This is a genomic window from Halobellus sp. LT62 (assembly GCF_037031285.1).
Classification (GTDB): Archaea; Halobacteriota; Halobacteria; order Halobacteriales; family Haloferacaceae; genus Haloquadratum; species Haloquadratum salinisoli.
In genome coordinates, this window is sequence record NZ_JAYEZO010000001.1 from 124,865 (window position 1) to 140,855 (window position 15,991).

Below are 15,991 nucleotides of genomic sequence, written 5' to 3' on the forward strand. Positions count from 1 at the left end.
CAGTGGGTACAGCTACGTGACGTTTGATTGGCGAGGACAAAAGTTTTGTTGCAGTTGCGAGCATATGCGACGTGATGGTTGCCGCTTGGCGGTGTTTGACCACTGTTTGGTTTGGAGACTCTGCTACCGATGGCGTTTGAACACCGCGTGAAGCTGTTTATCAGCGAAAACCACCGCCTTATCGTCGCTGCGCTCGTTCTGGTGGGTGTCCTCTGTCTGGTCGGCGCGGGGTACGTCTTCAGCACGCCGACGACCCAGACGATCACCGAGGAGACCGATCGACAGACCTTCGAGACGCGCGCGGACCCCAGCGCGCTCGTCACCCGTCAGACGGCACTGTACGAACAGGGCGAGCGGTTGGACAACCGTTCGGTGTACTTTCTCTCCGCGTCGCCGTCGATGACCTTCGACGTCGAGACGACGGTCCCGGCCGACGTTCCGGTTCGGTTGAACCATCGACTCGAACTGGAGATCCGCGGGGTACGGGACGGTCAAGAGTTCTACCGCTCGACGGAGACGCTTCTGGAAGCGAACGAAACGGTCACTGACGGGCAGTTCACCGCCTCGGAGACAGTGAACGTCTCCGCGCTTCGCGGCGAGCTTCAGACGCTTCGAGCCTCGACGGAGGGTGTCGGCGAGTTCGAGATTCGGCTGTCGCAGACCGTGCAGTATGAAACCGAATCGTACGAAGGAACCTTGGTATCGACGGTCCCGTTCGTCATCGACGGCCGGTCGTACTACCTCGAGGAGACGGTCGAAGCCGAGCAGGTCGAGTCGATGTCGGTCCAACGACAGGTCACGGAGCCGCCGAACCCGCTCGAATACGGCGGATTCGCGCTCGTCGGCCTCCTCCTGCTCGGCGTCGCGGTGCTCGCGCGCGACCTCGACGACCGGATCGACACAGAGGAACTGCGCACCCGGATCGTCCACGACCGACACGACGAGTGGATCTCCCGCGGCGAGTTCCCGACGAACTCCCAGAAGCAGTACATCTCGATTCTGACGCTCGAAGACCTCGTCGACGTCGCGATCGACACCAACCGCCGGGTGATTCACGACCCGCAGATCGACGCTTACGCCGTGATCGACTCCTCGGAGATCTACTACTACGCGATCGAAGAGGTCGCCGCCGACGAGTGGCTGGACATCTGATAGGGATTATCGTAACTGTCCATAGATCCTCGCCACGTGGGGTGGCGAGACTTCTATGAGGATTTACGATAATCCCTATGACTGTCCGCTCTCCCCGCTCTCTCCCCCATTTCCGTATGCCGACCGTCTCGTCAGGGCGGCCGCTCGAAGCTCTCGAATCGGTAGCGGTGATTGGTCACGGCGTGGTACGCCGCGGAGCCGAGAAACGCCAGCACGATCAGCGTCGGATACACGAGAAGCGGGACCGTCTCAGTCGGCAGCACGTCCAGCCAGAGTCCGCCCATCACGACCGCCGAAATCACCGAGAGGCCGAGGTAGTACACACCCCACGGGATCGAGTTCTCGGGGACGATGTCGAGGTAGATGTCGAGCGCTTTGATCTGCTCTGTGAGTTCGACCTCGCCGCCCTCGTAGTCGACGACGCCCGCGCGGTCGAGCCGCGGGAGGTGCGTCTGCTGGAGCGACGTGTAGACGGTCTTGCGCTCGGCGGAGGTGAGTTCGGCGATCGATTTGTCCTGCTCCCACGCGGCCACCTGTTCGGCCAGATCCGAGAGCGCGACGGGGTCCTCGTGTTGCTTGCAGAAGTGCATCGCGTAGCGGCGGCGGTGGTTGCTCATCAGATCGAAGATCTCGTCGCGGTCTAACTCCCCGTCCGCGTCCGTCTCGTCTTCGAGCGAGCGTTCCTGACCGACCTGCGTCCCCATTCGTTGGTGAGGGGTAGACCGGACAGTACATAAAATTGAAGTGTTTGTCGGCGGCTGGCTACGCGGCGTTGAAGAGTTTGGATGTCGATTACGATGAGCTCTCGTCGCCGGACTCACTCGTCTCGGCGACGATCACGATATTCTCGATATCGCCGATGTTCGAGTCACCGGTTGTATCGAACAGGAAGCCGACTTCGACGCTGTCGCCATTTCCGAGGGTATCGCCATCTCCATCTGCTCCGAAGTCGTCGTCATCAGCGGTGAGGACGTTATTATCAGTGTCGTCGTCGAAATCACTGTCTAACGGATCTTCACCGTCTCCGTTGACGAGGTCGGATCCGTGACCCGTCACGTACACGCTGAGGACCTCTACGGTATCATCATCATCAGAATCCACGAGATTTCCACCATCATCCTCTGGTCGGAACGTGAGCTCCGTCACCTCAACGTCGTCATCGTCCGAATTATTGGTTATTCGAAGGATCCCGTCGAAGGCGGTGAGCGCCTCGTTGTTGACGTTATCTCCGAAATCGAATTCGATTTCTTCTCCCTCTGCCCCCGTTGTCGAATTGTTGCTAACCACGCTGTCCGCTACGGCACCTCCTCCCATTTCGAGCTGTAGGTCGGCACCGCTGTCGTCAGTCGTCGAGACGGTGAACGATCGCTCAGCAGACACAGTACTAAACGCGCCCGTTCCGAGAGCGGCACCGGTACCGGCGATGAGCGTTCCGAATCCAGCGAGTAGGTTGCGTCGTTTCATTGGTAGTGTGCGGTGTTCCGCGTCGAATCGACGGATGGCCCCTACCCCCTTTGTATTCGGGTGCTTGAATCGGACGACTGCGAGAGCCGGCTACTGAACGGTTACCTTGTAGTTGAGTTTCCTTTGACTTAATGACGGATTAATTGTTGATTAGTTAGTTGAGCTGGGGAATTTCGGAATCCGTCTCGACCCGAAACGAGGGGGGGGAGAGACAGCTATGCGTGTTCGACGTCAGTGAAGACTTGGCAAACGCTACTCTCGCTGTTGTCGAGAGGAAAGATGAGGGCGTCGGTGACGACGTCGTCGGTTGACGCGCGAAATCCCGTCAGCTGTCGACTACAGCGCGTTCGTGTCGGCGACGACCTGCAGCTCGCTGAGCAGATCGTCGTTGATGTCGCTGCCGGCGCTGTCGATGCCGGTGGTGTCGATTTCGATTTCCACGCGTGCCGAACTACCGGAGGTGATCTCGACGGCGTTGCCCTCGGAGACGATCGACGTGTCTCCGTCGAGGTCTCTGAACGTGAAGTCGATCGTGCCGGAGCTGCCGACGGTGTTTTCGATCGTTCCGCTGTTGATCGAGATGTTGTTGTCGTCCTCGTCGGCGTCGACGTAGAAGCCGACGTCCTCGGTGCCGTTGTTCGTCACGCTGAACAGCGGCGAGATGGTCGTCACGGCGTCGACGTTGAGACCGCTTGCGCTGCTCACATTGCCTTCCCCGCTTCCGTCGAGGAGAATTTCGAGCGCGCCGTCGGTGGGAATGTTCGCGTACCCCGGATCGCCGGCGTCTACGTCGCTTCCGTCGATGGTGACGGTGCCGTCGACTTGAAACGCGAGGAAGGCGTCGCTGTCACCCGTGACGCTGACGTCGACGGTTCGCTCCGCTGTGACGGTCGTGAATGCGCCTGTACCGATCGCCGCCCCGACGCCCGTGACGATCGTTCCGAGTCCGAGCAGGACGTTCCGTCTGTTGAGTGCCATTTGTAATGTCCTCCGAGCCGCTTCCGCGATTGTTCGTACCAGATACTATGGGTTACGTCCCCTTTGTATTGACGTGCTTGAAGCGCGCGTTTCAGTTCGCTGCGCGCCGAAAGCCCGACTTTCTCGGCCGATAAACGCGCCACTCGCTATCACGTCAGCTGCTGACACACGAGTCGATATTTGTATCCCCCTCCCCAACACCCGGCGTGGTCAGCGCCAGCGACGCGGTCCAGTGGGTGATCCTGATCGTGGTGCTCCTAGCGGCCGGCTCGCTCGTGTTCGGCCAGCTCTTGGGCCAACCGATCCTGCTCGCGTACGTCGAGACGGGCAGTATGTCGCCGACGATGGAACCCGGCGACGGCTTCGTCGCGATCCCCAGTGCGATCGCCGACCCGCCCGAGGAGGGTGACGTCGTCACGTTCGACGCGCAGGAGTTACAGGGCGGTGGGTTGACGACGCACCGCGTCGTCGGCCGAACCGACGCCGGATACGTCACGCAGGGGGACGCGAACCCGTTCTCCGATCAGGACGGCGAGGAACCCCCCGTACAACGATCGCAGATCGTCGCACACGCGCTGCAGGTGAACGGGGAAGTGGTCGTCATTCCGAACCTCGGAACGGGGGTGCTCGCGATTCAAAGCGTGCTGACCGGTGTGCTCAGCGCTACCGGCAGCCTGCCGGGGATTCGAGCGTTCACGAGCGGTGAGTTCTCCGCGCAGGCGCTCGTCTGGGCCGGCGGTGGCATCATCGTCGTGAGCTTCCTGTTGGACACGTTCGGCAGCAGTCGTGCGACCTCTCAGCGGAGTCGTCGCCGCGGCGACTACATCGAGAACGTCACGGTGGTACTCGTCGTCCTCGCGGTCGTTCTCGTTCCGGCGACGGCGAGTATGGCGCTGTCGTCGGGGACGACCACGTTCGACGTCGTCAGCTCGCAGTCTCCGACAGACGACCCGTTCGTCATCGCGACGGGCGACACCGACTCGATCAACTACAGCGTGTACAACGACGGCTACGTCCCGATGCTCACCGTCGTCGAACCGGGACATCACTCCATCGAGGTGAGCGAGCCCGTCCACTACGTCTCGCCTCGATCGAACACCTCGATGCAGCTATTCGTCACCGCCCCGCCCGAGACCGGCGCGTACGAGCGCTCCGTCTCCCAATCGCGCTATCTCCCGATCCTCCCACGGGGTCTCATCCTCTCGCTACACGGGGTCCACCCGTGGCTCGCGATCGCCGCTATCGACGGAATCCTCCTCGTCGGAACGCTGGCGCTCTCGGTTCTGACGATCGGATTCAGCCCGGTACGACTCCGGTCGACGGCGCGGAACATCTCGCTTCTCGACCGGCTCCGGCGTCGCTTCCGCTGACGAGCGCGTTCTCTCAGCCGCGCTGGACGCTCCCGCGGTCGGGAGTCCCGCTCACCGTGACGCCGCCGGGACTATACGTCAGGGTCGAATCGCGGTCCGCGATCACCGCGCCGCCGACCGAGAGCGTGGCCGACCCGCGGTTCAACTCGACGGTCGCTTGGCCGTTACTCGACGCGAGTCGAGCCGCGTCGAGATCGACGTCGCCCGACGCTTCCAACTCGATGGCGACGTTCGTCGAGAACGCGGCCCCGTCCGCACCGAGGCTGTCGGCGGATTCGACGACGATCTCTCCGTTCGACGACTCGATCGTACCGTCCGACACCCGAATCGCTCCCGACTCCGAGACGACGGTGATCGCCACGTTCGTCGAGATGTCGATGCCGGTCGCGTCGATGCTCCGGCCCGCGAGTTCGATCTCACCGTTCGACGAATCGATCGTCGCGTCGGGGAGGGTGAGCGGCCCCGACTCGCCGACGATCTCGATCGGCAGGTTGGACGTGAACGTCGCTCGCGGTGCGATCACCGAACCGCCTTCGACGACGATCTCACCGTTCTGTGACTCGACTCTCGACTCACCGAGCGTTACTGGGCCGCCGTCGGCGCTGACCGAGATCTCGCGGTTGGACGTGATCGTCGAGTCGTCGGCGGTGATCGTCCCGGCCTCCAGTCCGATCTCGCCGTTCTGCGTGTCGACCGTCGATCCGTGCAACGACAGTTCGCCGGCGGCCATCGCTATGGCCCGATTACTCGCCAGCGTCGTCTCGCCGACCGCGATCGACCGCGCCTCGATGTCGACCTCGCGGTTCCGGAAGTCGATCCGCTCGCCGCCCGACGCGATGACGAGATGGGCGCTGTCGTCGTCGAACTCGGCGAGCTCGTCCGTACTAACCGTGCGTTCACCGCCGTCGTACTCGCCGTTCTGGTTCGCGTCGACGTACGCGACCGCGCCACCCGGCGGGCCGCTCGGCCCGCCCGGACCGCCACCGGGGCAGTCGTAGTCGAAGCTCGTCGACAACGTCGCGTCGCTGACGGTCGTCGTTCCGGACCGCGCCTCGATGACGTTGATGGTGAGCGTCGCGGTCCCCGACCCACCTTCGGGGGGCGCGCACACGACGCGGATCGGGGCCGTTTCGCCGCGTTCTATCGTAACCGTCTCAGTCGGGTCTTCGACGGTCACGGGTTCCGCATCGACGCTCGCCTCGTACTCGACGGTCATCGGCGATCCGAGGTTGTTCACCAGCGCCGCGACGGCGACGCCGTTTCCGGGCTGTGTGACGCCCGTGTCGGTGGAATCGATCGCCACGAACGCCTCGCTGTCGTCTGCGATGGAGATGTCAACCGGACGGTCGCCCGCGATGGTGCTGAAGCTCGCGGTCGGCACGATAGCCAGCATCGCCCCGACGAGGACGAACGCCACCCCCACGTACAACAACGCCCTGTGCATCGGACTCCTGAGAGTTCCTACAGACCGAACTGTCTTGTGTACTTCGACTGTCGAGTAGTCGGCGGCTGCCGTCGTCGTTCAGAGCTCGAGTCCCTCGCTGTGACTGTGCTCCTCGCCGGGGAACTCGCCCGACTCGACGGCGTCGCGATAGCGTTCGATCGCCGTCCGCATCTCGCGTCGCACGTCGCCGAAGGCCTCGGCGAACGGGGGGATCCGATCGGACATCCCCACGGCGTCGTCGACGACGAGTACCTGCCCGTCGGTGTCGGGCCCCGCGCCGATCCCGATCACCGGGATGTCGAGCTCCTCGCCGGCGGCCGCGCCGACCTCTCTGGGCACGTGCTCGATCACCATCGAGAACGCGCCCGCCTCCTCGTGCGCTTTCGCGAGATCGAGCATTTCCGCCGCCCGCTCGGCGGTCGTCCCCTGTCGCGTGTAGCCGCCGACGCCGTGGACGTGCTGCGGGGTGAGCCCGACGTGCGCCATCACCGGAATGCCGAGGTCCGTCATCGCTTCGGTTAACTCGACGGTGTGCGGGCCGGATTCGATCTTCACCGCGTGGCCGCCGGCCTCCTTCAACAGCCGGCCGGCGTTTTCGAGCGTCTGCGCGCGGTCGACACCGTAACTGAGGAAGGGCAGGTCCGTGACGACGAGCGCGTCCTCGACGGCGCCGGCGACAGAGCGCGTCGCCCGCAGCATATCGTCCATCGTCACCGGGAGCGTCGAGTCGTGGCCGAAGACGGCGTTGCCGATGCTGTCGCCGACGAGCACCATCTCGATTCCCGCCTCGTCGGCCAACTCGGCGGTGGGCGCGTCGTAGGCCGTGAGCATCGTCAACGGGCGTTCGGACTCCTGTATGCTCGCAACGGTGGTCATACGCGCTCATCTCCTCCGGGGGCCTTCAATGGCTCCGTTACCGGCTCGGGATCGCCCAACCCGCGCGCTGCTTCCCACGCCCGGATCAACGTCCACAGGGTTCGGTTCGTCGGGACCGAGACGCCGCGAGCGTCGGCCTGCTCGACGACGTAGCCGTTGATGACGTCGACCTCGGTCCGTCGGCCGCGCGCGACGTCGCGGTACATCGACGAGTCGTTCTCGGCGGTCGCCGCCACGACGTTTGCGACGGCGGCGACCGCCTCGTCGTCGCTGAGATCGACGCCGACCGCCCGGGCAGTCCTTGCGACCTCGCGCGCGATCGGTTCGACGAGTTCGACGCCCGGTTCCGCGCCGAGCGCGCCGTTCGGAACGCGGGCCAGCGCCGTCACCGGGTTGATAGCGGCGTTCACCGCGAGCTTTCGCCAGAGTTGCTCGCGGATCCTCTCTCCCGTTTCGACGGTCGCCGGAACGTCGGCAGCCGCGAACGCCGCACCGACTTCCTCGGCGATCTTGTCGGCCTCGTTCGGTTCCCACGGCCCGATCGCGAGGTCGCCGCGGCCGTTCCACTCGACTTCGCCGGGCGCTCTGCGGGCCGCTCCGTAGCTCGTCGTGCCCGCGAGCACCGGACAGTCGAGGTGTCGCGCCAGCGTCTCCTCGTTGCCCATCCCGTTCTGCAGCGAGCACACCGCGCGGAACTCGCCGGTCGCGAGCTCCTCGGCGGCCGTCTCGGTGTCGAACGCCTTCACGGTCACGAGCGCGAGGTCGGCAGAGAGAGCGCTTCCCTCGGTCGTCGCCGCCGGATGCACGGTGAACGCGTCGGTGCCGGTGACGCGCAGTCCCGACTCGCGAACCGCGGTAACGTGCGGGTCCCGCCCGACGAGCGTCACGTCATGTTCGGACGACCGCGCGAGCAACGCGCCGAAGAGGCTCCCGAGACTGCCCGCGCCGAAGACGACGATGTCCATATCGACGCCAAGAGGGCGACCGAGAAAGCGGTTGTGTTGGACGCGCTGTCCGGGTGGGCCTTTCGGCCTCTCCGAGCGCCAAGAAAGTGTACGCACGTCCACCGATCCGGCGAAACGGGTGAGTATTAGTGCTCCGAGTCGGTACTCCTACCCGATGACTACGGAGCAACCGGTCCTCGAAGAGGACGCACCGCTCGATCTCCGGCTCTCGGAGGCGGAACTCGACGCGACGGTCGACCACCTTTCGTCGTTCCTCCGCGACCTCGTCGACGACGCCGGCGCAGCGGGTGCCGTGCTCGGCCTCTCCGGCGGAATCGACAGCACGACGGTCGCGTATCTCGCTGTCGAAGCGTTCGGCGCGGAGAACGTCCGCGGCCTCGTGATGCCGAGCGTCGCGAACGCCGAGGACAATATGAGCGACGCCGAGTGGGTCGCCCAAGAGCTCGAAATGCCGTACGACGTCGTCGAGATTCAGCCCATCGCGGAGAAATTCTTCGACACGTTCCCGGAGGCGGCGGACGACCGGATGGCCGCGGGCAACGTCTACGTCCGGATCCGCGGCGTCCTGAACTACTTCGTCGCCAACCACGAGGGGAAGGTCGTCCTCGGAACCGGCAACCGCTCGGAAGCGCTGACGGGGTATTTCACGAAGTACGGCGATCAGGCGGTCGACTGCAACCCGATCGGGAACCTCTACAAACAGCAGGTCCGACAGCTCGCCGCGCATCTGGGCGCGCCCGAGGAACTGGTGTCGAAGACGCCCTCCGCGGAGATGTGGGCCGGTCAGACCGACGAGGAGGAGATGGGTCTGGGCTACGACGCACTCGACGCGATCCTCGCGCTCCACGTCGACGGGCCGCTGTCGACGGCCGCGACCGTGCGACACCTCGACGTCACCGAGGCGCAGGTCGAACGCGTCGTCGACCTCTACGAGACGAGCGCTCACAAGCGGACGATGCCGCCCGCTCCGGAGCCGCTGCATCTGTAGCGGGACTACGATTGTCCGGGAAAACAAACGATTTTGACAGTTCGGAATGAGACGCGACTGATGCCCTCCATCCCGACCACGCGTCGACAGGTAGTAGCGACTGGTGGAGCGCTGCTGACAGCCACGCTCGGCGGCTGTTCGCAGACGCTCACGAGACGTTCAGAGACGGACTCTCGACAACTCTCCCTCTCGCTGTCCTCGCTCGACGGTCCGCTTCGCGAGCGATACGTCGTCGACCTCACGGAGACCCGCCCGTCGTGGGACGAAGCGGCATTCAACGCGACGCTGAACGGATCTACGTACACGACACAGCATCGTACGCCGTTCCTCGCTCGCGGCGACGACGGGCCGACCTACGCACGCCGGAACGGGACGTACTACCATCTCGACTCACACGTCGTCGGTGAGGAGACGGTCACGCATCCCATTCTCCGGTTGTACGAAGTCGGACGCCCTGAGGACCTCGAAACGGTTCGGGATCACGTTCCCCATTCGTCGCTCCCCGAGTCCGACCAACGAGCGGTGCAGGTCGCCCAGTTCGCCGCTCGGGCGAGGGGGAATGCCGGCGGTGTCCCGTGGGGGCTCGTCGAACGCGACGGCTACGTCTACCGGAACGACGACGCGGTGGCGGCGAGTGAACTCCTCGACGACTCCGGGCCGTCACACGTCGCGTTCCGAGACACTATCTACGAGGTCGCGATCGCGCGAGAGACGTTTCACGAAGCGATTTACGAGGCGGACGTCGACGCCGTCGCCGACTCCGACTCCGAGATCGAGTCGATCCTCCGAGCGGAACTGCTCGATGCGCGCGTGTCCCGCGAGAAACTTCCCGCCGAAGAGCGCGAGATCCTCCGCGAAGCGATGGGAGGGTCGTATCGCGAGTCGCACCCGTACTCGTCCGCGTTTGAATCACTGCTGGAGCAACTCGGCCACTGGGCGTACCTCGACGGGAACATCGAGAAAGACGCCGGCGTCGAGTCGGGCCTCCAGCGTCACTTTCTCTTATACGATGACCGCCACTTCACCTACACGCTCAGCTTCGTCACCGAATAGCCGATGCGCGCCCCCTTAAAGCGGTTACTGCGGAGTCCGGTGCTTCGATCCAACCGGGGGCGCTCACGTCGACCGCGATACTTTTGCCCGCCGGTCGCGGATTACAGGGTACAATGAGTCTCGGTATCTTCGGGACGATCCAACTCGCGGCGACGCTGATCTTCGCCGCGCCCGTCGCGATCTTCGGGCTCACCCGACTCGCTGAGGGCGACACCGTCATCGGCGGCGGCGCGGTCGTCATCGCTGTCGGGATGGTCGCGCTCCCGCACTACCTCACGACGCCGACGGATATCCCGATGAAGGTCGGCGAACGCGTCGTCGGCGCGGTCGTGAAAGAACCCGACGACGACGAGTCGGCGTAGTCTGGACGTCTCCCAAGCTGACGAACCTATTCTCGCGGCGAGAAGGATCGTGATCCGTCGTCGAGTCGCTCGTACCCGTCGTCGGTGACGACGACGAGTTCGCTCAGGCGGACGCTGCCCCGCTCGGAATCAGTCACCGACGGCGTCACCGCCAGTACGACGCCGGATTCGAGGGATGCTCCCGATCTTGAACGAGGGCGCTCGCGGCGAGAGAGGCCGACGCCGTGGACGGTCTCGACCACTTCCGCGTTCGAGTCGTTCCCGCTGCGCGGATCGAACCCGAACGCCGCAAGTTCGGCGGTGGCCTCGCGCCGCACGTCGTCGACGTCGGCCCCGGGTTCGACCTCTCCGAGCGCGGCGTCGATCGCGGCCTCGCTCGCGACGTACGCGCGGCGCTCCCAGCCGCCGTCGCTGTCGACGACGAGGGTTCGAGAGAGATGGCTGTGATAGCCGTGCGGCCCGCGCGGGGCGATGTCGATCACGACAGCCCCGTCTCTGTGGACGACGCCCCCGGCCGCTGCGTGCTCCGCTCCGACTGTAACAACCGTGTTTTCCGCACCGCTGACACCGCAGCGGGCGAGTTCGGCGTTGACCTCCCGGCGCAGGCGTTCAGTCGTGAGCGGCGCTCCCTCCCATAGCAACTCGCCGTTCCCGCCGTTCCCGTCACCGTCGTCGATGTTGCCGAACTCCGTCGTCGCGAGCACGCGTTCGCCGCGCCGGACGGCCCGTTCGGCGGCCCGCTGTACGGCCCGAATTGCGTCGACTTCCGCGCTCGTTTTCGTCGCCCTCGCGTCCGCGACTGCCGTTGTCGATCGCAACTCGTAACCCGCGCGCTCGAGGGACACCGCGGCGTCGTGCGGGATCGTGGGCGGCACGAGGATGACAGTAGACCGCGATTCGCGCTCCTCGCGCCGATCGGCGCGGCCCGACCCGGATTCGCCTTTGGCGAGGACCGCGGCGGCGCGCTCGCCGGGGTGGTCGGTGAGACGGTCGCTCCGGACCTCCCCGTCGAACTGACGCTCCGCGGCGGCGACTGACGCGGCGGGTGGACACAGCACGTCCGCGCCCGCGACCCGGACGTACGCGTACTGATCGCTCGGACTGTCTGGACCGTCAAATCCCGTCAGGTATCGGAGGTCGTCGTCGCACCCGCCGACGGCGACGAACCCAGTCGCGTCTCGCTCGTCGATGACGTCGTCGAGAAACGATCGATCGACAAGAGGCGACCCTACGGCCTCGCACTCGTTGGAGTCGCTTTCGTCGGTCACTGCCTACGCGTCCGGTTCTGGCGGCGGAACCTCACCCTCTTGCGCCTCGTCGAGGAGCGCCTCGATCGACTCGTCGCGAATCTCGTTGTGCAGCAGCACGCTCACCGGGAGCGTCGGCGCGCCGTTGACGAGGTTTTCGAGGATGACGAGCCGCTCTCGCGCCCGCGACATCCCGACGTAGAACACGCGGCGCTCGTTGTCGGTGAGGATGGGAACCGGGTCGGTCGTGGAGGTGAACTCGTCGACGCCGGGAACGTCTTCGTCCTCGACGGACGCGGCCATCTGCTCGACGACCTTCTCGGTCAGGTCGGTCGCGACGAAGACGTGGTCGGCCTCGCGGCCCTTCGCCGAGTGGATCGTTCCGATGCGGACGCGGTTGGGGTCCATCCCGCGGTACTCGCCGTCGACGTACGCCTCGACGGACTTCCGCTGGAACGACGTGACTTTCCGGAGCATATCGCCCGCGTCCTTCGCGTCGGGGGCGAACGGCGCGAATTCAGAGATCACGTCGGGGTCGACCGAGAGATCGGTCAGGTCGTCGACGCCCGCCTCCTCTTGGAGCTCGTCGATGCGGTCGAACAGCCCGTCGCGGTCGTTCGCGCCGAACGCCGAGTCCTGCAGCATATCCGCGAGGCGTCGCGCCTGTAGCCCGTCGATCGGTTCGTCCTTTTCGAGCCCCTCGACGGCACGGACGTACTGGGTCAGTCGGTCGGTCCACATCCGCTGGTCGGTCAGCGCCGAGAACGGCATCCCCAGCGGGAGGAACTCGTCGATGAACTGGAACAGCTGATAGCGCGCCCGGAACAGGATCATTATCGTCTCGTCGTCGTCGCCCTCCTCGATCGTGTAGCGGACGTTCCGCGCGAGGTCGAGCATCGACGGCGACTGAATTCCCTCGACGACGCCGCCCTCCTTCCGCGGGTGGAGGTCCTTCTCCTGCCGTTTGTCGATGTGACGGATCTCTTGGTTGACGACGTTGAGCACCCGCGAGGGGAGCCGATAGGAGTTCGGGAGGACGACGTCCTCGTCGCGCTCGGCGTCGAGCAGCAGATTGGGGTCCGCGCCCTGCCACGCGTAGACGACCTGGTCGTCGTCGCCGGCGATGAGGACGCGCCTCATATGCGGTTTCCACTCCTCGTAGACGCCGTACTGCAGCGTGGTGATGTCCTGGAACTCGTCGATGACGAGGTAGTCGACGTGGGGGACGAGCGAGCGCTGTTTCACGCGTTCGAGCATGTCCGCGAAGCCTACCAGTCCGTGTTCGCCCTTGTACGCGCGCCACGCCCGGATGACCTCCGGTACGTCGACCCGCTCGTCGTCGGAGGGCCACGTCGGCGTGTACTTGTTGCCCTCTTGGGCGTTCGGGTCGATCTCCGGCGGCAGTCGGACCTCTTCGACGTTCCACTGGAAAGGGACGTCGTACCAGTCGGCGACGTCGCGGCGCGTCCGCTGGAGCCACTGGCTCGTCGCGATGATCTTGTTCCCGATCGTCGTCGAGCGGGCGGTTCGGCGGCCCGCACCGCCGTACTCGTCTTCGAACTCGATACCGTAGCCCTCGCAGAAGTCCTTCTTGTCGCTCTCGCCGACGACGTCGTTACGTGAGAGATCGAGCAGTTCGTACGCCTTCGCGTGCATCGTCGCGACGTTGCCCTTCAGCGAGCGCGGCGAGACGTCGAGGCGCTCTGCGAGTCGCTCGCGGACCTCCGCGGCGGCCGCTCGCGTGTACGAGACCACGAGAATGTCGCGGATCGTGACGTCCTCTCGCTCTAAGAGTTCGTCGACCCGATCGAGTAACGCCGTCGTCTTCCCGCTTCCGGGGCCACCGAACAGTCGGGTGACCGTCGCGTCCGAGTCGCTCATTGGACACGTTCACGGGCTTGTGCGTGATAAACTACCTGTTTCGAAAGTCGGGAAAACGAGGGATTTCGTTAGGCTAGGCTCGCGGATCCCATCCGCAGACGCCGCAGTGCGCCGCACCGTCGTCGTGGAGCGCACCACACTCCGGACACTGCTTTTTGTTATACGACCGCTCCCAGTCTACTGTCTCGATGTCGTGACCGCGATCGTCGAGAAACTGGTCGAACAGCGCGTCGTCGGAGCTCGGTGCTGAGGCCATACACGCTATGGTATGTCTTACCATTACTTAGTCCTACTGCCGCACGCAGTGAAGTGGGAACCGACCGAGCCAGCTTTCGACGCCAGCTACGCCGAGTCGAGATCGTAGAGCGCGCCGTACTTCTCGGTCACGTAGTCGACGAACGCGTCGGCGGTGAAGTCCGACCCCGTCGCGCGCTCGACGAGTTCGTTCGTCTCGTAGCGCGCGCCGTGGCGGTGGACGTTCTCGGTGAGCCACTCGTGGAGCGCGTCGAACTCCCCGGCGGCGACCTCGTCGTCCAGCGCCCCCAACTCCGCCTCGGCGGCGGCGTACAACTGGGCGGCCATCGCCGAGCCGAGCGAGTACGTCGGGAAGTAGCCGAAGTTGCCGTGGCTCCAGTGGATGTCCTGCAGACACCCCTCCGAGTCGGTCTCGGGCCGGATCCCGAGGTACTCCTCGTACTTGTCGTTCCACGCCTCGGGGACGTCGTCGACGTCGAGTTCGCCGCGGATCAGCGCCCGCTCGATTTCGAAGCGGATCACGATGTGGAGGTGGTAGGTGAGTTCGTCGGCCTCGACGCGGATGAGGTTGTCCTCGTACACTTGATTGACGGCCTCGTAGGCCGACTCGGGAGTCACGTCCGCCGCCTTCGGGAAGTGCTCTTGTACCGTCGGCAGGAAACCCCGCCAGAACGCCAGCGAGCGCCCGATGTGGTTCTCCCAGAGCCGCGATTGGGACTCGTGGACCGAGAGGTCGCGGTCTTCTCCCAGCGGCGTCCCGTAGGCGTCGTCGGGGAGGCCGTGGGTGTAGGTCGCGTGGCCGAACTCGTGGACGGTCGAAGTCAGCGAGCCGAGCGGGTCCGAGTCGTCGAACCGCGTCGTCACCCGCGCGTCGAACGTCGTCCCCGTCGAGAACGGGTGCGACGCGGTGTCGAGTCGACCGCGCTCCCACGGGTAGCCGAGCGTCGTGAGGACGTCGCGGCAGAGGGCCTCCTGTTCTTCCTCTTCGTAGGTCCCCAGCGAGGTGAACGCGTCGGTCGCGAGGTCGACCTCGGACTCGCGGATCTCCTCGATCATCGGCACGAGCGCCTCGCGAATGGACGCCAGGATGGACTCGGCGCGTTCGAGCGAGAGACACGGCTCGAAGTCCTCGAAGAGCACCTCGTAGGGGTCGCGGTCGGGATCGATGTGCTCGGCGTACTCGCGTTTCAGCTCGACGTGTTTGCGCAGGTACGGCGCGAACGCCTCGAAGTCGTCCTCGGCTTTCGCCTCCTCCCACGCGGGGAGTGCCTCCGAGGCCGTCGTCGAGATCTCCTCGACCAACTCTGACGGAACCGCGACCGCGCGGTCGTATTCGCGGCGGATCTCGCGGACGACGGCCGCCTGCTCGTCGGTCAGCTCTCTCGATTCGAGGTCGTCGAGCGCGTCGCCCACGTCGTCGTCGGTGAGCAGTTCGTGCGCGAGCGACGACAGCGTCGAGAGCTGCTGGGAGCGCGCGGGCGTCCCGCCCTCGGGCATCATCACCTGCTGGTCCCACCGCAGGAGGCCGGTCGCGGTGCGGACGTTCGATATGCGACGGTACTCCTCGAGGAGCGTCTCGTAGGATTCTGGGGCGGTTTCACTCGCCGCTTCTCCCGCTTCGCTCGTTCCTGCTGTCATTACCCTATCGCAGAGCGCGGACGGGTATCAAGCCGACGGCTCTCATCTGGCTTTTTGCTCGGTAGTGACGTGGTCGCGATTGCTCTGTTGTCCTCGGAAGCCCCCGCGCTCTCGGCAGCTGTGGCTCGCTGTCACTGAAAATCGAAGACTTTCAAGATCACGAGAGCGCTCCGCGCTCTCGAACGATGCTCCTCGTCGCTCACTGTGTTCGCTCCTGCGGTGTCTGCTCACGGGCGCTCCGCGCCCGTTCGCACGGGCAGAGGCGGCAAAGCCGCCTCGCGGCTTACGTCGCCTCGTTGCCGAGAGCGCGGCCCCTTC

General features: G+C 65.1%; 15 protein-coding genes. 5 read left to right on the forward strand and 10 right to left on the reverse strand.

The genetic code is table 11. The features are described 5' to 3' along the window. Positions 1–129 precede the first annotated feature (129 nt). On the forward strand, positions 130–1,152 hold the full coding sequence (locus U5919_RS00565; protein ID WP_336021588.1) for a DUF5305 family protein: 1,023 nt from the start codon (positions 130–132) through the stop codon (positions 1,150–1,152). 131 nt (positions 1,153–1,283) lie between these two features. Here the strand turns inward: U5919_RS00565 and U5919_RS00570 are convergent, their stop codons facing one another. The 3 genes from U5919_RS00570 to U5919_RS00580 all read right to left on the reverse strand — a co-directional run bounded on the left by U5919_RS00570 (position 1,284) and on the right by U5919_RS00580 (position 3,594). Then, positions 1,284–1,856 carry a DUF7344 domain-containing protein gene (locus U5919_RS00570; protein WP_336021589.1) on the reverse strand — a complete coding sequence of 191 codons (573 nt, stop codon included), beginning with the start codon at positions 1,854–1,856 and terminating at the stop codon, positions 1,284–1,286. Between the two features lie 88 nt (positions 1,857–1,944). Beyond that, positions 1,945–2,616: a hypothetical protein gene (locus U5919_RS00575; RefSeq protein ID WP_336021590.1), complete on the reverse strand. Its 672-nt coding sequence runs from the start codon at positions 2,614–2,616 to the stop codon at positions 1,945–1,947. 336 nt (positions 2,617–2,952) lie between these two features. Further along, entirely contained in the window at positions 2,953–3,594 is a 642-nt protein-coding gene (locus tag U5919_RS00580) for a hypothetical protein (protein WP_336021591.1), read from the reverse strand. Positions 3,595–3,800: 206 nt separating this feature from the next. On the opposite strand from U5919_RS00580, the gene U5919_RS00585 reads away from it, so the two are divergent. Next, entirely contained in the window at positions 3,801–4,964 is a 1,164-nt protein-coding gene (locus U5919_RS00585) for a signal peptidase I (RefSeq protein WP_336021592.1), read from the forward strand. Positions 4,965–4,977: 13 nt separating this feature from the next. On the opposite strand, the gene U5919_RS00590 is transcribed toward U5919_RS00585, so the two are convergent. The 3 genes from U5919_RS00590 to U5919_RS00600 form a co-directional block, all read right to left on the reverse strand. Next, positions 4,978–6,408 (reverse strand): hypothetical protein, encoded by a 1,431-nt coding sequence (locus U5919_RS00590; RefSeq protein WP_336021593.1) that lies wholly within the window; start codon positions 6,406–6,408, stop codon positions 4,978–4,980. A gap of 78 nt (positions 6,409–6,486) precedes the next feature. Then, positions 6,487–7,284, reverse strand: coding sequence for a 3-methyl-2-oxobutanoate hydroxymethyltransferase (gene panB, locus U5919_RS00595; RefSeq protein WP_336021594.1), 798 nt, complete (start codon positions 7,282–7,284; stop codon positions 6,487–6,489). Further along, entirely contained in the window at positions 7,281–8,249 is a 969-nt protein-coding gene (locus U5919_RS00600) for a ketopantoate reductase family protein (protein ID WP_336021595.1), read from the reverse strand. The genes panB and U5919_RS00600 overlap by 4 nt, the downstream gene beginning before the upstream one ends. Before the next feature lie 154 nt (positions 8,250–8,403). Here U5919_RS00600 and U5919_RS00605 point away from each other — a divergent pair, with 154 nt between their 5' ends. The 3 genes from U5919_RS00605 (at position 8,404) to U5919_RS00615 (ending at position 10,652) form a co-directional block, all read left to right on the forward strand. Beyond that, complete coding sequence (locus tag U5919_RS00605) at positions 8,404–9,237, forward strand: NAD+ synthase (RefSeq protein ID WP_336021596.1); 834 nt, start codon at positions 8,404–8,406, stop codon at positions 9,235–9,237. Positions 9,238–9,297: 60 nt separating this feature from the next. Then, positions 9,298–10,290 (forward strand): hypothetical protein, encoded by a 993-nt coding sequence (locus tag U5919_RS00610; protein WP_336021597.1) that lies wholly within the window; start codon positions 9,298–9,300, stop codon positions 10,288–10,290. 113 nt (positions 10,291–10,403) lie between these two features. Further along, on the forward strand, positions 10,404–10,652 hold the full coding sequence (locus U5919_RS00615; protein WP_336021598.1) for a DUF7533 family protein: 249 nt from the start codon (positions 10,404–10,406) through the stop codon (positions 10,650–10,652). 26 nt (positions 10,653–10,678) lie between these two features. On the opposite strand, the gene U5919_RS00620 is transcribed toward U5919_RS00615, so the two are convergent. From U5919_RS00620 to U5919_RS00635, 4 genes are all read right to left on the reverse strand, one after another. Beyond that, on the reverse strand, positions 10,679–11,920 hold the full coding sequence (locus U5919_RS00620; protein ID WP_336021599.1) for a M24 family metallopeptidase: 1,242 nt from the start codon (positions 11,918–11,920) through the stop codon (positions 10,679–10,681). A 3-nt stretch (positions 11,921–11,923) separates the two neighbouring features. After that, positions 11,924–13,780 carry a UvrD-helicase domain-containing protein gene (locus tag U5919_RS00625; protein WP_336021600.1) on the reverse strand — a complete coding sequence of 619 codons (1,857 nt, stop codon included), beginning with the start codon at positions 13,778–13,780 and terminating at the stop codon, positions 11,924–11,926. A gap of 73 nt (positions 13,781–13,853) precedes the next feature. After that, on the reverse strand, positions 13,854–14,036 hold the full coding sequence (locus tag U5919_RS00630; RefSeq protein ID WP_197052345.1) for an HVO_0416 family zinc finger protein: 183 nt from the start codon (positions 14,034–14,036) through the stop codon (positions 13,854–13,856). An 86-nt stretch (positions 14,037–14,122) separates the two neighbouring features. Further along, complete coding sequence (locus U5919_RS00635) at positions 14,123–15,673, reverse strand: carboxypeptidase M32 (RefSeq protein ID WP_336021601.1); 1,551 nt, start codon at positions 15,671–15,673, stop codon at positions 14,123–14,125. Between the last annotated feature and the right edge of the window lie 318 nt (positions 15,674–15,991).

What these genes read in the sequence shown, in the direction of transcription:
- U5919_RS00565 (WP_336021588.1), top strand. Translation starts at nt 130, where the DNA reads ATGGCGTTTGAACACCGCGTGAAGCTGTTTATCAGCGAAAACCACCGC.
- U5919_RS00570 (WP_336021589.1), bottom strand. Translation starts at nt 1,856, where the DNA reads ATGGGGACGCAGGTCGGTCAGGAACGCTCGCTCGAAGACGAGACGGAC.
- U5919_RS00575 (WP_336021590.1), bottom strand. Translation starts at nt 2,616, where the DNA reads ATGAAACGACGCAACCTACTCGCTGGATTCGGAACGCTCATCGCCGGT.
- U5919_RS00580 (WP_336021591.1), bottom strand. Translation starts at nt 3,594, where the DNA reads ATGGCACTCAACAGACGGAACGTCCTGCTCGGACTCGGAACGATCGTC.
- U5919_RS00590 (WP_336021593.1), bottom strand. Translation starts at nt 6,408, where the DNA reads ATGCACAGGGCGTTGTTGTACGTGGGGGTGGCGTTCGTCCTCGTCGGG.
- panB (WP_336021594.1), bottom strand. Translation starts at nt 7,284, where the DNA reads ATGACCACCGTTGCGAGCATACAGGAGTCCGAACGCCCGTTGACGATG.
- U5919_RS00600 (WP_336021595.1), bottom strand. Translation starts at nt 8,249, where the DNA reads ATGGACATCGTCGTCTTCGGCGCGGGCAGTCTCGGGAGCCTCTTCGGC.
- U5919_RS00605 (WP_336021596.1), top strand. Translation starts at nt 8,404, where the DNA reads ATGACTACGGAGCAACCGGTCCTCGAAGAGGACGCACCGCTCGATCTC.
- U5919_RS00610 (WP_336021597.1), top strand. Translation starts at nt 9,298, where the DNA reads ATGCCCTCCATCCCGACCACGCGTCGACAGGTAGTAGCGACTGGTGGA.
- U5919_RS00615 (WP_336021598.1), top strand. Translation starts at nt 10,404, where the DNA reads ATGAGTCTCGGTATCTTCGGGACGATCCAACTCGCGGCGACGCTGATC.
- U5919_RS00625 (WP_336021600.1), bottom strand. Translation starts at nt 13,780, where the DNA reads ATGAGCGACTCGGACGCGACGGTCACCCGACTGTTCGGTGGCCCCGGA.
- U5919_RS00630 (WP_197052345.1), bottom strand. Translation starts at nt 14,036, where the DNA reads ATGGCCTCAGCACCGAGCTCCGACGACGCGCTGTTCGACCAGTTTCTC.
- U5919_RS00635 (WP_336021601.1), bottom strand. Translation starts at nt 15,673, where the DNA reads ATGACAGCAGGAACGAGCGAAGCGGGAGAAGCGGCGAGTGAAACCGCC.